Source organism: Streptomyces afghaniensis (assembly GCF_044327915.1).
Classification (GTDB): domain Bacteria; phylum Actinomycetota; class Actinomycetes; order Streptomycetales; family Streptomycetaceae; genus Streptomyces; species Streptomyces afghaniensis.
The window spans coordinates 669,953-685,200 of record NZ_JBIRGJ010000001.1 but is presented as its reverse complement, the minus strand read 5'-3'; the positions used below and the strand labels follow the sequence as shown (position 1 = coordinate 685,200).

At 72.2% G+C, this 15,248-nt stretch carries 13 protein-coding genes; 5 read left to right on the top strand and 8 right to left on the bottom strand.

Annotation, left to right across the window (positions count from 1 at the left end; genetic code table 11):
* Nucleotides 1-9 precede the first annotated feature (9 nt).
* Complete coding sequence (locus ACH4G3_RS02855; RefSeq protein WP_397622760.1) at nt 10-450, top strand: SRPBCC family protein; 441 nt, start codon at nt 10-12, stop codon at nt 448-450.
* Nucleotides 451-474: 24 nt separating this feature from the next.
* Here the strand turns inward: ACH4G3_RS02855 and ACH4G3_RS02850 are convergent, their stop codons facing one another.
* The 5 genes from ACH4G3_RS02850 to ACH4G3_RS02830 form a co-directional block, all read right to left on the bottom strand.
* On the bottom strand, nt 475-1,626 hold the full coding sequence (locus ACH4G3_RS02850) for an XdhC family protein (protein WP_397622759.1): 1,152 nt from the start codon (nt 1,624-1,626) through the stop codon (nt 475-477).
* 49 nt (nt 1,627-1,675) lie between these two features.
* Nucleotides 1,676-3,133: an NCS2 family permease gene (locus ACH4G3_RS02845; RefSeq protein WP_397622758.1), complete on the bottom strand. Its 1,458-nt coding sequence runs from the start codon at nt 3,131-3,133 to the stop codon at nt 1,676-1,678.
* A 111-nt stretch (nt 3,134-3,244) separates the two neighbouring features.
* Nucleotides 3,245-5,644 carry a xanthine dehydrogenase family protein molybdopterin-binding subunit gene (locus ACH4G3_RS02840; protein WP_397622757.1) on the bottom strand — a complete coding sequence of 800 codons (2,400 nt, stop codon included), beginning with the start codon at nt 5,642-5,644 and terminating at the stop codon, nt 3,245-3,247.
* Nucleotides 5,645-5,646: 2 nt separating this feature from the next.
* Nucleotides 5,647-6,228 (bottom strand): (2Fe-2S)-binding protein, encoded by a 582-nt coding sequence (locus tag ACH4G3_RS02835; RefSeq protein ID WP_397622756.1) that lies wholly within the window; start codon nt 6,226-6,228, stop codon nt 5,647-5,649.
* Nucleotides 6,228-7,118 (bottom strand): FAD binding domain-containing protein, encoded by an 891-nt coding sequence (locus tag ACH4G3_RS02830; RefSeq protein ID WP_397622755.1) that lies wholly within the window; start codon nt 7,116-7,118, stop codon nt 6,228-6,230. Before ACH4G3_RS02830 ends, ACH4G3_RS02835 begins: the two co-directional genes overlap by 1 nt.
* Nucleotides 7,119-7,433: 315 nt before the next feature.
* On the opposite strand from ACH4G3_RS02830, the gene ACH4G3_RS02825 reads away from it, so the two are divergent.
* Both ACH4G3_RS02825 and ACH4G3_RS02820 read left to right on the top strand, forming a co-directional pair.
* Entirely contained in the window at nt 7,434-9,107 is a 1,674-nt protein-coding gene (locus tag ACH4G3_RS02825) for a PucR family transcriptional regulator (protein WP_397622754.1), read from the top strand.
* Between the two features lie 150 nt (nt 9,108-9,257).
* Complete coding sequence (locus ACH4G3_RS02820; protein WP_397622753.1) at nt 9,258-10,037, top strand: hypothetical protein; 780 nt, start codon at nt 9,258-9,260, stop codon at nt 10,035-10,037.
* Nucleotides 10,038-10,315: 278 nt separating this feature from the next.
* Here the strand turns inward: ACH4G3_RS02820 and ACH4G3_RS02815 are convergent, their stop codons facing one another.
* Entirely contained in the window at nt 10,316-11,182 is an 867-nt protein-coding gene (locus ACH4G3_RS02815; protein ID WP_397622752.1) for a GntR family transcriptional regulator, read from the bottom strand.
* A 156-nt stretch (nt 11,183-11,338) separates the two neighbouring features.
* Between ACH4G3_RS02815 and ACH4G3_RS02810 the strand changes: the two genes are divergently transcribed.
* Together ACH4G3_RS02810 and ACH4G3_RS02805 are read left to right on the top strand one after the other, a co-directional pair.
* Nucleotides 11,339-12,190: a (2Fe-2S)-binding protein gene (locus ACH4G3_RS02810; RefSeq protein WP_397622751.1), complete on the top strand. Its 852-nt coding sequence runs from the start codon at nt 11,339-11,341 to the stop codon at nt 12,188-12,190.
* Between the two features lie 314 nt (nt 12,191-12,504).
* Nucleotides 12,505-13,545 (top strand): DUF2637 domain-containing protein, encoded by a 1,041-nt coding sequence (locus ACH4G3_RS02805; RefSeq protein ID WP_354743487.1) that lies wholly within the window; start codon nt 12,505-12,507, stop codon nt 13,543-13,545.
* Between the two features lie 90 nt (nt 13,546-13,635).
* Here ACH4G3_RS02805 and ACH4G3_RS02800 read toward each other — a convergent pair whose 3' ends face one another.
* Nucleotides 13,636-14,118, bottom strand: coding sequence for an ATP-binding protein (locus ACH4G3_RS02800; protein ID WP_243378922.1), 483 nt, complete (start codon nt 14,116-14,118; stop codon nt 13,636-13,638).
* Nucleotides 14,119-14,548: 430 nt separating this feature from the next.
* The gene (locus tag ACH4G3_RS02795) at nt 14,549-15,172 is read right to left on the bottom strand and encodes a hypothetical protein (RefSeq protein ID WP_397622750.1); all 624 of its coding nucleotides are present in this window, start codon (nt 15,170-15,172) and stop codon (nt 14,549-14,551) included.
* Between the last annotated feature and the right edge of the window lie 76 nt (nt 15,173-15,248).

Here is a 15,248-nt window from a genome sequence, read left to right as displayed (position 1 = left end):
GATCGTGGCGTGGCGAACATCCTGCTCGAACGTACGGTCCCGCTCCCCCTCGACGAGGCGTGGCGGCGGATCACGCAGTGGCGGCGGCACGGTGAGGTGGTGCCGTGGACGCGCGTCTCGGTGGTGCCGCCCGCGCCCACCGGCCCGGGGACCGTCGTCGTGGCCCGGTCGGGTGTCGGGCCGCTGTCCTTCGAGGACCCGATGGAGGTCACGGTGTGGCAGCCGCCAAAGGACGGGGCTCCGGGGATGTGCCGCCTGGAGAAGCGGGGCCGGGTGGTGCTGGGCTGGGCGGAGCTGGAAGTCCGGCCGGGGCCCGGGGGCCGTACCCGTGTGGTCTGGCGGGAGGAGATCCGGATCCGGCTGCTGCCGTCGCTCTTCGACGGCGTACTGCGGCCCTCGGCGCGGTACGTGTTCGGCCGTGCCCTCAACCGCTTGCTCAGACGCCCCTGACGGCTGAGCAGCAGTCGTGGCTGCTCAGGCCACCGACCCGATCCGCCCCACCGCCTTCGACTCCGGCTCGTGGTGGATCGGCGTGTGGGCCCCGGTCAGCGGGACCCCGCTGCCACCGCGCCGCCCGGCGACGATCTCCGACGCGATCGACAGGGCCGTCTCCTCGGGCGTACGGGCCCCGAGGTCCAGGCCGATCGGCGAGTGCAGCCGGCTCAGCTCCAGCTCGGTGACGCCGACTTCCCGCAGGCGCGTGTTGCGGTCCAGGTGGGTGCGCCGGGAGCCCATGGCACCGACGTACGCCACCGGCAGCCGCAGGGCCAGTTTCAGCAGGGGGACGTCGAACTTGGCGTCGTGGGTCAGGACGCACAGGACCGTGCGGCCGTCGACGTCCGTGCGCTCCAGGTAGCGGTGGGGCCACTCGACGACGATCTCGTCGGCCTCCGGGAAGCGCGCCCGGGTCGCGAAGACCGGCCGGGCGTCGCACACGGTGACGTGGTAGCCGAGGAACTTGCCGATGCGGACCAGAGCGGCGGCGAAGTCGATCGCGCCGAACACGATCATGCGGGGCGCCGGGACCGAGGACTCGACCAGGACCGTGAGCGGTGCTCCGCAGCGTGAGCCCTGCTCTCCGATCTCCAGCGTGCCCGTGCGGCCGGCGTCCAGGAAGGCACCCGCCTCGGCGGCGACCGTGCGGTCCAGTTCCGGATGGCCGCCGAAGCCACCGTCGTAGGAGCCGTCGGGACGGACCAGCAGGGCCCGGCCCGTCAGTTCGCGCGGGCCCGACACGATCCGCGCAACCGCCGCCGCCTCCCCACCCGCGGCGGCGGTGAGCGCGGAGGCGACCACCGGGCGGACCGGATCGCCGGCCCGCACCGGGGTGACCAGGATGTCGATGACGCCGCCGCAGGTCAGACCCACGGCGAAGGCGTCGTCGTCGCTGTAGCCGAAGCGCTCCAGGACGGTCTCGCCGTCCCGCAGCGCCTGCTCGCACAGCTCGTAGACCGCGCCCTCCACGCAGCCTCCGGAGACCGAGCCGATCGCCGTGCCCTCGGCGTCCACCGCGAGCGCGGCGCCGGGCTGCCGGGGCGCGCTGCCGCCGACGGCCACCACGGTGGCCACGGCGAAGTCACGGCCCTGCTCGACCCACCGGTTCAACTCCTCGGCGATGTCCAGCATCTGTCTCGGTCTCCTTGAGGCTGCGGCGAGAGTGCGACGGGCGTCCGTGTCAGTGGACGCCCAGCCAGCTCTCGATCGGGTTGAGGGCGAAGTAGACGAGGAACACCGCCGTCAGGATCCACATGAAGGCGCCGATCTCGCGCACCTTGCCCTGGGCGGTCTTGATGGCGACGTAGGAGATGACGCCCGCGGCGACACCGGTGGTGATGGTGTACGTGAACGGCATCAGCACGACCGTCAGGAACACCGGGATGGCGGTGGCCCGGTCGGCCCAGTCCACGTGCCGGGCGTTCATCAGCATCATCGCGCCGATGACGACGAGGGCGGCGGACGCGACCTCCTGCGGCACGATCGCCGTGAGCGGCGTGAAGAACAGGCAGGCCGCGAAGAAGAGACCGGTGACGACCGAGGCCAGGCCGGTGCGCGCACCCTCGCCGACGCCCGTGGCCGACTCGATGAACACCGTCTGGCCCGAGCCGCCGGACACCCCGCCGATCGCGCCGCCGGCGCCGTCGATGAACAGCGCCTTGGACAGGCCCGGCATCCGGCCCTTGTCGTCGGCGAGCTTCGCCTCGGTGCCGACGCCGATGATGGTGGCCATCGCGTCGAAGAACCCGGCCAGCACCAGCGTGAAGACGATCATGCCGACGGTCATCGCGCCGACCTCGCCCCAGCCGCCGAACTCCACGTCCCCGAAGAGCGAGAAGTCGGGCATGGACACCGCGCCGCCGTGCAGCTCGGGGGCGCCGGCCGCCCACTGCCTGGGGTCGATGACACCGGCGGCGTTCAGGATCGCGGCGACGACCGTACCGCTGACGATGCCGATGAGGATGGCGCCCGGGATGTTCCGGGCCTGCAGCATGAAGATCAGCAGCAGGGTGCCGGCGAAGAGCAGCACCGGCCAGCCTGCCAGTTCGCCCGCCGGGCCGAGCGTGACGGGAGTGGCCTTCCCCTGGTGCACGAAACCGGACTTGTAGAAGCCGATGAGGGCGATGAACAGGCCGATGCCCATCGTGATGCCGTGCTTGAGCGCGAGCGGGATCGCGTTCATGATCATCTCGCGCAGGCCGGTGACGACCAGCAGCATGATGACCACGCCGTACATCACGCACATGCCCATCGCCTGTGGCCAGGTCATCTCGGGCGCGACCTGGGAGGCGAGGACCCCGGAGACGGAGAGGCCGGCGGCGAGGGCGAGCGGCACCTTGCCGACGAAACCCATCAGCAGGGTGGTGAGGGCCGCCGCGAACGCGGTCGCCGTGATCAGGCCCTGCTGCGCGAGGGTGTTCCCCGCCGCGTCCTTGCCGGACAGGATCAGGGGGTTGAGCAGGAGGATGTACGCCATCGCCATGAAGGTGGTGACGCCGCCGCGCACTTCGCGCGCGACCGTGGACCCTCTGCGGGATATGTGGAAGTACCGGTCGAGCCAGGACCGTCCGGCCGGGACGCGGGTGCCTTCGCCCGCGTCTTCGGCTGTGGTCCTCGGCTCCAGTGACTGCTGGGTCATGTGGGCCTACTCCCAAGTTTCATAGGGGGTTGGGATGCACGACCCGGGGGACGGCCCGAGACGAACGAAGGGGGTCCGGGGGACGCGGTCCCCCGGACGGAGCTCTCCTGCTCAGGCCTCGGAGAGTGACGTACCCGTCAGGTGCTCGGGCCGTACCGGAGTCCGGTTCAGCTCGAGCCCGGTCGCGTTCCGGATGGCCGCGAGGACCGCCGGGGTGGACGACAGGGTGGGTGCCTCGCCCACGCCGCGCAGCCCGTACGGGGCGTGGTCGTCGGCGAGTTCGAGGACGTCGACCGGGATGGTCGGGGTGTCGAGGATGGTCGGGATCAGGTAGTCCGTGAAGGAGGGGTTCTTCACCTTCGCCGTCTTGGGGTCGACGATGATCTCCTCCATGACCGCCACGCCCAGGCCCTGTGTCGTGCCGCCCTGGATCTGGCCGAGCACGGACAGCGGGTTGAGCGCCTTGCCGACGTCCTGGGCGCAGGCCAGCTCGATGACCTTCACCAGGCCGAGCTCGGTGTCGACCTCGACGACGGCGCGGTGCGCGGCGAAGGAGTACTGGACGTGCCCGTTGCCCTGGCCGGTGCGCAGGTCGAAGGGCTCGGTCGGCCGGTGCCGCCACTCCTCCTCGACCTCGACGCTCTCGCCCTCCAGGACGTCGGCCAGGCCGGCCAGGACCTCGCCGCCGTCGGTGACGACCTTGCCGCCCTCCAGGAGCAGCTCGGCCGTCGCCCAGGCCGGGTGGTAGGTGCCGAACTTGCGGCGTCCGAGCTCCAGCACCTTCTCGCGGACCAGCTCGCAGGCGTTCTTCACGGCGCCACCGGTGACGTACGTCTGCCGGGAGGCCGACGTCGAACCGGCGCTGCCCACCTGTGTGTCGGCCGGGTGGATCGTCACCTGCGTGACGCCCAGCTCGGTGCGGGCGATCTGCGCGTGGACGGTGACACCGCCCTGCCCGACCTCGGCCATGGCCGTGTGGACGGTGACCACGGGCTCGCCGCCGACGACCTCCATCCGGACCTTCGCGGTCGAGTAGTCGTCGAACCCCTCGGAGAAGCCCACGTTCTTGATGCCGACCGCGTAGCCGACCCCGCGTACGACGCCTTCACCGTGCGTGGTGTTGGACAGGCCGCCCGGCAGCTCCCGCAGGTCGGCGCCCTCACTGCTCTCCCACTGGCGCTCCGGCGGCATCGGCATCGCCTTGACGCGGCGCAGGAGTTCGGCGACCGGGGCCGGTGAGTCCACCGGCTGCCCGGTCGGCATGATCGTGCCCTGCTCCATGGCGTTGAGCTGCCGGAACTCCACCGGGTCCATGCCGAGCCTCTTCGCCAGCTTGTCCATCTGCGCCTCGTAGGCGAAGCAGGCCTGGACCGCGCCGAAGCCGCGCATGGCGCCGCAGGGCGGGTTGTTGGTGTAGAGGGCGATGGCCTCGATGTCCACGTCGTCGATCACGTAGGGGCCGACGGACAGGGAGGAGGCGTTGCCGACGACGGCCGGGGAGGCGGAGGCGTAGGCGCCGCCGTCCAGGACGATCCGGCACTTCATGTGCGTGAGCTTGCCGTCCCTGGTCGCCCCGTGCTCGTAGTAGAGCTTGGCGGGGTGGCGGTGGACGTGTCCGAAGAAGGACTCGAACCGGTTGTAGACGATCTTGACGGGCTTGCCGGTGCGCAGGGCAAGCAGGCAGGCGTGGATCTGCATGGACAGGTCCTCGCGGCCGCCGAACGCGCCGCCGACGCCGGACAGCGTCATCCGCACCTTGTCCTCGGGCAGGCCGAGCACGGGCGCGATCTGGCGCAGGTCGCTGTGCAGCCACTGGGTGGCGATGTAGAGGTGGACGCCGCCGTCCTCCTCCGGCACGGCGAGGCCGGACTCGGGGCCGAGGAAGGCCTGGTCCTGCATGCCGAAGGTGTACTCGCCCTCCACGATCACGTCCGCCCGCTTCCGGGCCTCCGCCACGTCCCCGCGGACGATCGGCTGGCGGTGGACGATGTTCGGGTGCGGGACATGGCCCGCGTGGTGGTCGTCGCGGTTCTCGTGGACGAGGATCGCGTCCGGCGCGGTGGCCGACGCCTCGTCGGTGATGACGGGCAGCTCCCGGTAGTCCACCTTGATCTTCGCGGCGGCGCGGCGCGCGGTCTCCGGGTGGTCGGCGGCGACGAGGGCGACCGGCTCGCCGTGGTGACGGACCTTGCCGTGGGCGAGGACCGGGGTGTCCTGGATCTCCAGCCCGTAGTTCTTCACGTCGGTCGGCAGGTCGTCGTAGGTCAGCACGGCGTAGACGCCCGGCGTGGCCAGGGCCTCGCCGGTGTCGATGGACACGATCTCGGCGTGCGCGACGGTCGACCGGAGGATCTGGCCCCAGAGCATGTCCTCGTGCCACATGTCGGACGAGTACGCGAACTCGCCGGTGACCTTGAGGGTGCCGTCCGGGCGGAGCGTGGACTCGCCGATGCCGCCCTTGGTCTGCGAGCCCTGGGTGATCTTGGTCGGGGTTCCGTTGGGGGAAGACATGATCAGACCGCCTCTCCCTGCCGGGCGGCCGCCAGGCGGACCGCGTCCATGATCTTCTCGTAGCCGGTGCAGCGGCACAGGTTGCCCGACAGGGCCTCGCGGATGTCCGCGTCGGTCGGGTTCGGGTTGCGCTCCAGCATCTCGTCGGCGGCGACCAGCAGTCCGGGCGTGCAGAAGCCGCACTGGACGGCGCCGGCGTCGATGAACGCCTGCTGGATCGGGGAGAGCTCGGTGCCCTCGCCGGTCTGCGAGTCGGTGCCCTTGGCCTCCCACTGCTGCGCGTTCTGCAAGGACGTACCGCACGCACCGGAGGCGCAGCCGCCCTCGGCGCGCTGCTTGGCGAAGTCGGCGAGCCCCTCGACGGTGACGACCTCGCGGCCCTCCACCTGCCCGGCGGCGACCAGACAGGAACACACCGGCACCCCGTCCAGCCGGACCGTGCACGATCCGCACTCGCCCTGCTCGCAGGCGTTCTTCGAGCCCGGCAGCCCGAGCCGCTCCCTCAGCACGTACAGCAGGGACTCGCCCTCCCACACGTCGTCGGCTTCCTGCTGACGGCCGTTGACCGTGAAGTTGACGCGCATCACGCAGCTCCCTCTGTGGTGCGGCGGGCGCCGCGGTAGGACTCCCAGGTCCAGGTCAGCGTGCGGCGGGCCATGACGCCGACCGCGTGGCGGCGGTAGCTCGCGGTGCCCCGGACGTCGTCGATCGGATTGCAGGCCGCGGCGCACAGGTCCGCGAACTGCTTGGCGACGGACGGGGTGATGATCTGCCCGTTGTCCCAGAAGCCGCCCTCCTCCAGAGCGGCGTTCAGGAACTCCTCGGCGGTCTTGGCCCGAACGGGTGTCGGAGCGGCCGAACCGATGCCGGTCCGCACGGTCCGCGTCTCCGGATGCAGCGCGAGCCCGAAGGCGCACACGGCGATGACCATCGCGTTCCGGGTCCCCACCTTGGAGAACTGCTGCGGCCCGTCGGCCTTCTTCACGTGCACGGCGCGGATCAGCTCATCGGGGGCCAGCGCGTTGCGCTTCACACCCGTGTAGAACTCGTCGATCGGGATGCGCCGCACCCCGCGCACCGACTCCACCTCCACCTCGGCGCCCGCGGCGAGCAGGGCGGGGTGGGCGTCGCCGGCCGGGGAGGCGGTGCCGAGGTTGCCGCCGACACCGCCGCGGTTGCGGATCTGCGGGGAGGCGACCGTGTGCGAGGCGAGGGCGAGCCCCGGCAGCTCGGCGCGCAGGTTCTCCATGATCTTCGTGTAGGGCACGGAGGCACCCAGCCGCACGCTCTCCTCGCCGACCTCCCACTCGCAGAGGTCGCCGATGCGGTTCAGATCCATGAGGTACTCGGGCCGGCGGTGGTCGAAGTTGATCTCGACCATCACGTCGGTGCCACCCGCAATCGGCACAGCGGTGGGATGCTCGGCTTTCGCGGCGAGCGCCTCCTCCCAGCTGGCGGGGCGAAGGAAGTCCATGACCGGCTCTCTTCTTCGTCTTCTCGTGGGGCGTTCAGATTGAGCCAATCCGTGTGCGGCGGTCCCGGCTCGTTCATGTGCTGTTCACGCGTAGTGGACTCAGTACACAGGCCGTTGCTCCGGAGGGGTCAGTCACGGAAACCATGAAGGAGTTGGCTGGCCAGGGCGGGCATCTTGTAGATTCATATGAACGGAGGCCATCAGAAACCTCCCCGTTTTCCTGTGGAAACGCGTGACACAGCCGCGTGACCTGGGACACAGCCTGGACCGGCAAGATCCACCGCGGATTTCGAGACAAGAACGGCGGCGACGAGAATGCGGCTGCGCGCACTGCTGGACACCGACGCGCTGGGCCTCAAGCTGCTCGGCGGCGAGGACGAGCTGGACCGCACCGTGCGCGGTGTGATGACCACCGACCTGCGCGACCCCAGCCGCTACCTCTCGGGCGGCGAGCTGGTGCTCACGGGCCTGGCCTGGCGCCGGGACGCCACGGACTCGGAGCCGTTCGTGCGGATCCTGGTGCAGGAGGGGGTCACGGCCCTCGCCGCGGGCGAGGCCGAGCTCGGGGACGTCCCGGACGACCTGGTCGAGGCCTGCGCCCGCCACCGCCTCCCGCTCTTCGCGGTGCACGAGTCGGTGGCGTTCGCGACCATCACCGAGCACGTCGTACGGCAGGTCTCCGGCGAGCGCGCCGGGGACCTCGCGGCCGTGGTCGACCGCCACCGCCGGATGATGACGTCGGGCCCGGCGGGCGGCGGCCCGGACGTGGTCCTGGACCTCCTGGGCTCGGACCTGGACCTGCGCGCCTGGGTCCTCTCCCCCACCGGCCGCCTGATCGCGGGCCCGAAGACGTCGGGTCCCGCCCTCACCGCCGAGGCCTGCGGCCGGCTGGCGGCGGAACACCTGACCGCCACGCGCACGGGCCGCCGCGCCCCGCACCGCGTCCTGCTGGGCGGCACGACCTACTCCCTCTTCCCCATCCGCTCGACGGGCCGCGCCCAGCAGACCGCCCGGGACGCCCGCGAGACCGTCCTGTCCGACTGGCTGCTGGCCGTCGAGGCGGACGCCGGCGACTGGGCGGAGGAGCGCCTGGACCTGCTGTACGGCGTCACCCAGCTGATCGCGGTCGAGCGGGACCGCCGCGACGCCGCGCGCACGGTCCGCCGCCGCCTCGCCCAGGAGGTCCTGGAACTGGTCCAGACGGGCGCGGCCCCCGGCGAGATCGCCGCCCGCCTCCGGGTGGCCGCCCCGGTCCTGCTGCCCGGCCTCGGCGCCGCGCCGCACTGGCAGGTGATCGTGGCCAGCGTCGACTGGGACGGCGCCGAGATCGAGCAGGGCCCGGTCGCCCAGGCCCTGCTGGAGGAGATCCTCGTGGACCCCCTGTCGGCGGGCCCGGAGCACTCCGACCGCATCGCCGTGGCCCACACGGGCGACGAGGCCGTCGCCCTCGTCCCGCTCCCCGCCGTCTCGACGGAGCACGACGGCTCCGAGACCGGCATCCTCGCGGACGCGCTCCTGGAGTCCGTACGGGACCCCCTGACGGCCGGCCTGGACGACGACGGCCGTCTCACGCTGGGAGTCAGCGCGGCCGTGCACTCGGCGGAGGGCCTGCGCGGCGCACTGGAGGAGGCCCGCCACGCCCGCCGGGTGGCGGCGGCCCGCCCGGGCCGGGTCTGCGCGGCGGGCCACCAGGAACTGGCCTCCCACGTACTCCTCCTGCCCTTCGTCCCGGACGACGTCCGCCGCGCCTTCACGGCCCGCCTGCTGGACCCCCTGCGCGACTACGACCGCCGCCACCGCGCCGAGCTGATCCCCACGCTGGAGGCGTTCCTGGACTGCGACGGCTCGTGGACGCGCTGCGCCGCCCGGCTGCACCTCCACGTCAACACACTGCGCTACCGGGTGGGGCGCATCGAGCAGTTGACGAGTCGTGACCTGTCCCGCCTGGAGGACAAGCTGGACTTCTTCCTGGCGCTGCGGATGAGCTGAGACGCGGGGGGCGCCCCGGCGCGAACACGGGCGCCCAGGAGTCCCACGACTTTGTGAAATCCTTCACCCACCCTCTTGGCCCGGCGCCGCGATTCGTGCTGAGATGCCGCCACCACTCAACAGCTCGATGGCGTGCTCGGGGAGGGCAACGTGGCGCATTCCGCCATGTCTGGTAACGGAACGACCGCCGGTGACGATCCCCTCCAGACCGCGGTATGGCGGCTGCGCTCACGCGCGTGCTGGGCCGACGCGGCCGCCCTGCTCCTGCCGGACACCCCCGCGGCGGCGCTGCAACGCGCGTCGCTGCTGGTGGAACGGTGTCTGTACACGGAGCAGGGCTGGGAGGAGGCCGAGGACGCCCTGCGCACCGCGGAGGCGCTGGCCCACAGCGACGACGAGCGGGGCGCGGCCGCTTGTGAACGCGGGTACTTGGCCTACGCCGCGACGCTGCTCACGGTGCGCGACCGGGCCGACGAGGCGCGGGCGGCGCTGGGGCGGGCCGCGGCGCTGATCCCTCCGGGGGCTCCGCAGCGGGCCCTGCTTGACTTCCGTCGCGGGTTGCTCGCGGAGAACCTGACGCGTTCCCCGCAGGCGGCGCGGGCCGCGTATCGCCGTGCGCACGCGGGGGCGACGGCGCAGTCCGACCCGTTGCTGCTGTCGTTCACGTGGCGGCACCTGGCCGGACTCGCGCTGCGGGACGGGGAGTTGGCGGAGGCGCGGCACGGTTTCACGGAGTCGCTGCGGATCCGTGAGGAGCTGGGCTATCTCGTCGGTACGGCCCCGGCGCTGGTGTCGCTCGCCGACACCGAGCCCGAGCCGGAGGCGGCCCGGCTGCGGGAGGAGGCCCGGCGGTTGTTCCGGTTGCTCGGGGGTGTGCCGACGTGGCTGGCACGCCAGTTGGCCCCGGCCCCTCCGGCGGCGACAGCTTGACGGCGTCGGAAGGCACCCGGCGTCGCCGCTCGGGCCGGGCGGGTCCGCAACCCGGCGGCACGACTGCCCGCGGCAGCCAAGCCGAGACGCACCCGCACCCGCACCCGCCGACGCACGGAAGGGGCCGTGTCGGGGGGTGTCCGCCCGCAGCGGTTGGCGCGTCAACGGACAGTGAGTCGGTACGCAACCCCATCGCGCCGTTCCGAGGACGGACACCCCCCGGCGCGGCCCCGACCCACCACCGGCGAGCAGGCGCAAACGGCGCACGCGGACACCGCTCAGCCCGCACCCGCGCCCGCGCCCGCGAAGTGCTCCCCCACCAGCGCCCGCACGACCTCCAGGTCCCGGGCGATCAACGCGTCCAGCAACGCCGTGTGTTCGTGCGCGTCCGCCACCAGATCGGCCCGGCCCCGCATCCCCGGCCCGCTGCTCCCCACCAGCGGCCACTGTGCCCGCCGGTGCAGGTCCTCCGCGATCTGGACCAGCTGCTCGTTCCCGGAGAGGGACAGCACCGCCCGGTGGAACCCCCGGTCGGACTCCGCGTAGGTCGCGCGGCAGCCGGATGACGCCGCGCGGACCGTCGCCTCGGCGAGGGGCCGCAGCTCGGCCCAGCGCTCCGCCGGCACGGTACGGGCCAGCCGCAGCATCACCGGCACCTCGATCAGCGCCCGCACCTCGGCCAGCTCCGCCAGCTCCCGCGCTCCCCGCTCGACCACACGGAACCCACGGTTCGGCACGACCTCGACGGCACCCTCCAGGGCCAGCTGCTGCATGGCCTCCCGCACCGGCGTCGCCGAGACCCCGAACCGCTCCCCCAGCACCGGAGCCGAGTACACCTCCCCGGGCCTCAGGTCCCCGGCCACCAGCGCGGCCCGCAGCGCATGGACGATCTGCCCACGCACCGAGGACCGCTGAACGACAGGCCGTCCCCGCGGCGCGGCCGGCAGGACAGGCTCACTGTGCGTGTGCTCACCCCGCACCGCCTCGGCACCGGCTCCAGGCCTCACCCGGCCCGCATCAGCGGCCCCGGCCTGCTGCGGCACCCGGACCTGCCCACCCGGCACGTCTCCCCTCGGCACGTCTCCCCTCGGCACCTCTCCCCCAGGCACCCCCGCCCCGGCGGAGCCCTGCGCGCCCTGCTTCACGGCTCCTCCTCCGGACGTATCGGTACTTGGGGTCATTACGGCGGGTTGTTACTCGTCCGTCAAGCACCATAAGCGCACCGGCCGCCAGTTCAAATCCCGGCGATCTTGGGTAAGGTAAGCCTTACCTTCAAACGCCTCACGCGGACCGGTGATCACATGCCCCTGCCCCCTTCGGCCCTCTCCGGCGCGTACGCCCGGCTGACCGAGGTCCTCCCGGGGCTGGCCATCACCGAACTGACCGCCGAGGACGAGACCCCCCAGGGCGGCAACTGGACCACCGCCGCCGCGCTCGCGGAGGCAGGCCCCGGCCTCGACACCTTCCTGTCCTGGGACGACGCCCAGATACACCGGGACTACGGCCGGCAGGCGCGGCCCGACGTGATCGCCAGCTTCGGCCTGCACCGGTACGCCTGGCCCGCCTGCCTCCTGATCACCGTCCCCTGGTTCCTGCACCGCCGCGTGCCCCGCTACCCGGTGACGCACGTCTCGTACGACCGCACCGCCCCCGCCCACCCCGTCGGCCACCTGGCCGTCCGCCCGGCCGGCTTCGCCTGCCTGCCCGGCGACGAGGCGGCCGCACTGCCCGGAGCGCGGGTCGTCCCGGACGAGGAGGCGCTGCGGGCCGAGGTGCGGTCGGCGGTCGCGGAGCACCTGGAGCCGGTCCTGGCCGGTTTCGGCCCCCGGATGCGGCGCCGCGGCCGGGCGCTGTGGGGTATGGCGACGGACGAGATCGTCGAGGGGCTCTGGTACGTCGCCCAGCTGCTCGGCGGGATCGAGGAGCGGCGCGCGATGCGCGAGCTGGAGCTGCTCCTGCCGGGCGCGACCAAGCCGTACGTGGGCACCGCGGCCTTCCGCGAACTGACCGGCCCCGACGGCGAGCCGCTGCGCACCCGGGACCGCGCGAGCTGCTGCATGTTCTACACCCTGCGCCCCGAGGACACCTGCGCCACCTGCCCGCGCACCTGCGACGCCGACCGGGTCATCAAGCTGCTGGCCACGGCCAGTTGAGGCAACCCCGGGCAGACCGGGACAGAGCAGTCCCACTGCCCCGGTAGGATCATCGCCGAGCCGGCCACCCACTCGCGCGCAGCCGATTCACACCCTCCTCACGGGTCACGGAAACTTTCCGTGGAACCACCCGTACGGGTACTCTTCTTCGAACTCAACTCCTGCCCCTCAAGCGGCAGTTCGAGCAGAATGCCGCCCTGGGCAATCCCTTGCACTTCCTTGGCGGCCTCTTGCCCCGAAACCCCCTGAGGGCCGGTGGGATTGGGCCACTATGGCGGGCGTTACGCCCTATCCCAATGCAAGGGACCACCCAGATGAGACTGACCGACATATCGCTGAACTGGCTGCTTCCGGGCGCCGTGCTTCTCCTGGGCATGCTGGCGGCGGTGGCGGTGCTCGCGCGCGGCAAGCGCTCCTCGGTCAAGGACACGAGCGCGGACGATTCCTGGGAGCGCAGCGAGGAACGCCGCAGACGCAAAGAGGCCCTTTACGGCACCGTCTCCTACGTCCTCCTGTTCTGCTGCGCGGCCGTCGCCGCCGCGCTTTCCTTCCACGGCCTGGTCGGCTTCGGCGAGCAGAACCTCGGCCTTTCCAACGGCTGGCAGTACCTCGTCCCGTTCGGCCTGGACGGCGCGGCGATGTTCTGCTCCGTACTCGCGGTGCGCGAGGCCAGCCACGGTGACGCGGCGCTCGGCTCGCGGATACTGGTATGGACGTTCGCGCTCGCCGCGGCCTGGTTCAACTGGGTGCACGCGCCCAGGGGCGTCGGCCACGACGGCGCTCCCCACTTCTTCGCCGGCATGTCCCTCTCGGCGGCGGTCCTCTTCGACCGCGCGCTGAAGCAGACCCGCCGGGCCGCCCTGCGGGAGCAGGGCCTGGTGCCGCGCCCACTGCCGCAGATCCGTATCGTGCGCTGGCTGCGGGCCCCCCGGGAGACGTACAAGGCCTGGTCGCTGATGCTTCTGGAGGGTGTGCGCAGCCTGGACGAGGCCGTCGACGAGGTGCGCGACGACAAGCGCAAGAAGGACGAGGCCCGGCAGCGGCGGCGCGACCAGCAGCGCGTGGAGCGCGCCCAGTTGAAGGCGATCAGCCGCGGGCACCGCGGCCACTTCGGCCGTGGTGGCGGCCGGCAGCTGGAGGTGCAGGTGGAGCGCGGCTCCTCGCAGGTCTCCGCGGAGCCTGCCATATCCGCGCCGGAACAACTGCCCGTCCGCTCGCGTCCCTCCCTTCAGCCCGTTCGCCATGGAGCTGACCCGGTGACCGTCGACCTCACCGCTGAGGACGACACGCAGGCGCTGCCGCGTCTCGACTCGCTGGAGCGCAAGCTCAAGGACCTGGAGCAGCAGTTCGGCTGATCCGGCCGCACTCGGACAGAGCCGGGAAGGGGCGTGGCCTGCGGGCCGCGCCCCTTTCCCCGTTCCTCTTCCGCCGTGCTGCTCCGTTGTTCACGCCGCCTCGGCCTCCAGCTCGAACCAGACGGCTTTGCCCACTCCGTGCGGCCTGACACCCCAGGCGTCCGCGAGGGACTGCACCAGGAACAGGCCTCTGCCGTTCGTACCGTCGTCGGCGACCGGTACGCGCAGCCGGGGTCTGCGGGCCACGAAGTCCCGTACCTCCACCCGTAGTCCACGGGGTCCGACGGTGGCCGTCAGGACCGCGTCGTGGTCGGTGTGGACGATCGCGTTGGTGACGAGTTCACTGGTGAGCAGTTCCGCCACGTCCGCTCGTGCGGTCCTCCCCCACTGCCCGAGCAGTTCGCGCAGCGCCCTGCGGGCTTCCGGCACGGCCCGTAGGTCCGCCCGCCCGAGCCTGCGCCTCAACTGAGGCGCCGCCACCTGCTCCGTGACGTCTTCGGTCTGGTCCTCCGCCGTCTTCGCCGAGAAGGCCCCGATCGTTATGGGACCGCCTCCTCGTGCCTGCCTCTCCATGACCCCCGCCCGCGCGCCGATGTCGGTTCCCCTCCTGCTCGAACACGTTCACGGGGATCCATGCCCCGTCGGGCACGCGGCAGTCATCTCGAATCGTCAACGACCGGGTGTTCGGCCATCCGGCCGGGACCGGCGGGCCGGGCGGACGGGCGCTGAGCGGTACGGCGGCGCGGAGAAGGGAGACAAGAGGGTAGCCCGTGTGCGTCCCGCGACGGATCCTGACCGCCGTGGATCGGACGAACTGCCGACGGCCGGCTGCCGTTCCTTCCGTACGGGACGAGGCCGCGGGGCCGCTGGTCCCCGCGCGCGGCGAACCGGTGAAGTTGGCCGAAGTACGACGGTCTTCCCGGGGTTCCCGGCCGGTACGGGGCCGTCCTCCCCACCCCCGTGGCGGGAGGACGGCCCCGGTCTGTTGCCGGTGGCCGCCGGGTCAGTACAGCTTGTTGACGGCGGTGGTCGTCGTCTTCTTGAAGGCGGCCACGGGCGCGTCGTCGAAGTCGCCCATCTGGCCCCACGACACGACGGTGACGGTCCTGCCGTCCCGTCCGACCGACAGCAGCGAGATGTCCGTGGCGCCCCAGGACGTCTCTGTGTGCAGTCCGCGGACGCGGGCGCCCTCCTCGACGGGCAGCGAACCGTAGTCCCGGCCCTCGGCCTCGACGTCCGGGTCGTTCTTCTCGATGCGGTCGGCGCAGGTGCGGATCAGGTCGTCGTAGTGCTTCGCCAGGGCCTTGGCCAGGGCGGCCGTGTCCGCCACGACGGTCAGCTGCACGGCGCCGGTGTCCAGGTCGGTCCGGAACTCCCGGTGCCGGTAGTCGTAGGAGGGCACGCCCTCCGTGTCCACGCAGGTGCCGAGCCCCTCCGGGAACCCCTCGGTGACCGGGCCGGCCGTCCAGGCCGAGGTCGGGTGCGGCGGCAGCTGGGACGCCGACAGGAACTTCGGTGCGGCGGCCTTCGGCGCGGCACCGGCGGCCGGTGCCGTGAGGACCGAGCCCGCCGCGAGGGCGGCGACGGTCAGGGCGGTGAGAGCGCTTGCTCGGATGCGCATGGGCATGGATGTTCCCCCGTGGACGAGTACGTGGATGTGGATGCCGCGACGAGGCCGGCTGGTCGGCCCGGGCCTGGTCGGT

Excerpts from the sequence above, each read along its gene's own strand:
- ACH4G3_RS02845 (WP_397622758.1), bottom strand. The coding sequence starts at position 3,133 with ATGACCCAGCAGTCACTGGAGCCGAGGACCACAGCCGAAGACGCGGGC.
- ACH4G3_RS02830 (WP_397622755.1), bottom strand. The coding sequence starts at position 7,118 with ATGGACTTCCTTCGCCCCGCCAGCTGGGAGGAGGCGCTCGCCGCGAAA.
- ACH4G3_RS02835 (WP_397622756.1), bottom strand. The coding sequence starts at position 6,228 with ATGCGCGTCAACTTCACGGTCAACGGCCGTCAGCAGGAAGCCGACGAC.
- ACH4G3_RS02800 (WP_243378922.1), bottom strand. The coding sequence starts at position 14,118 with ATGGAGAGGCAGGCACGAGGAGGCGGTCCCATAACGATCGGGGCCTTC.
- ACH4G3_RS02850 (WP_397622759.1), bottom strand. The coding sequence starts at position 1,626 with ATGCTGGACATCGCCGAGGAGTTGAACCGGTGGGTCGAGCAGGGCCGT.
- ACH4G3_RS02810 (WP_397622751.1), top strand. The coding sequence starts at position 11,339 with ATGCCCCTGCCCCCTTCGGCCCTCTCCGGCGCGTACGCCCGGCTGACC.
- ACH4G3_RS02805 (WP_354743487.1), top strand. The coding sequence starts at position 12,505 with ATGAGACTGACCGACATATCGCTGAACTGGCTGCTTCCGGGCGCCGTG.
- ACH4G3_RS02840 (WP_397622757.1), bottom strand. The coding sequence starts at position 5,644 with ATGTCTTCCCCCAACGGAACCCCGACCAAGATCACCCAGGGCTCGCAG.
- ACH4G3_RS02795 (WP_397622750.1), bottom strand. The coding sequence starts at position 15,172 with ATGCCCATGCGCATCCGAGCAAGCGCTCTCACCGCCCTGACCGTCGCC.
- ACH4G3_RS02825 (WP_397622754.1), top strand. The coding sequence starts at position 7,434 with ATGCGGCTGCGCGCACTGCTGGACACCGACGCGCTGGGCCTCAAGCTG.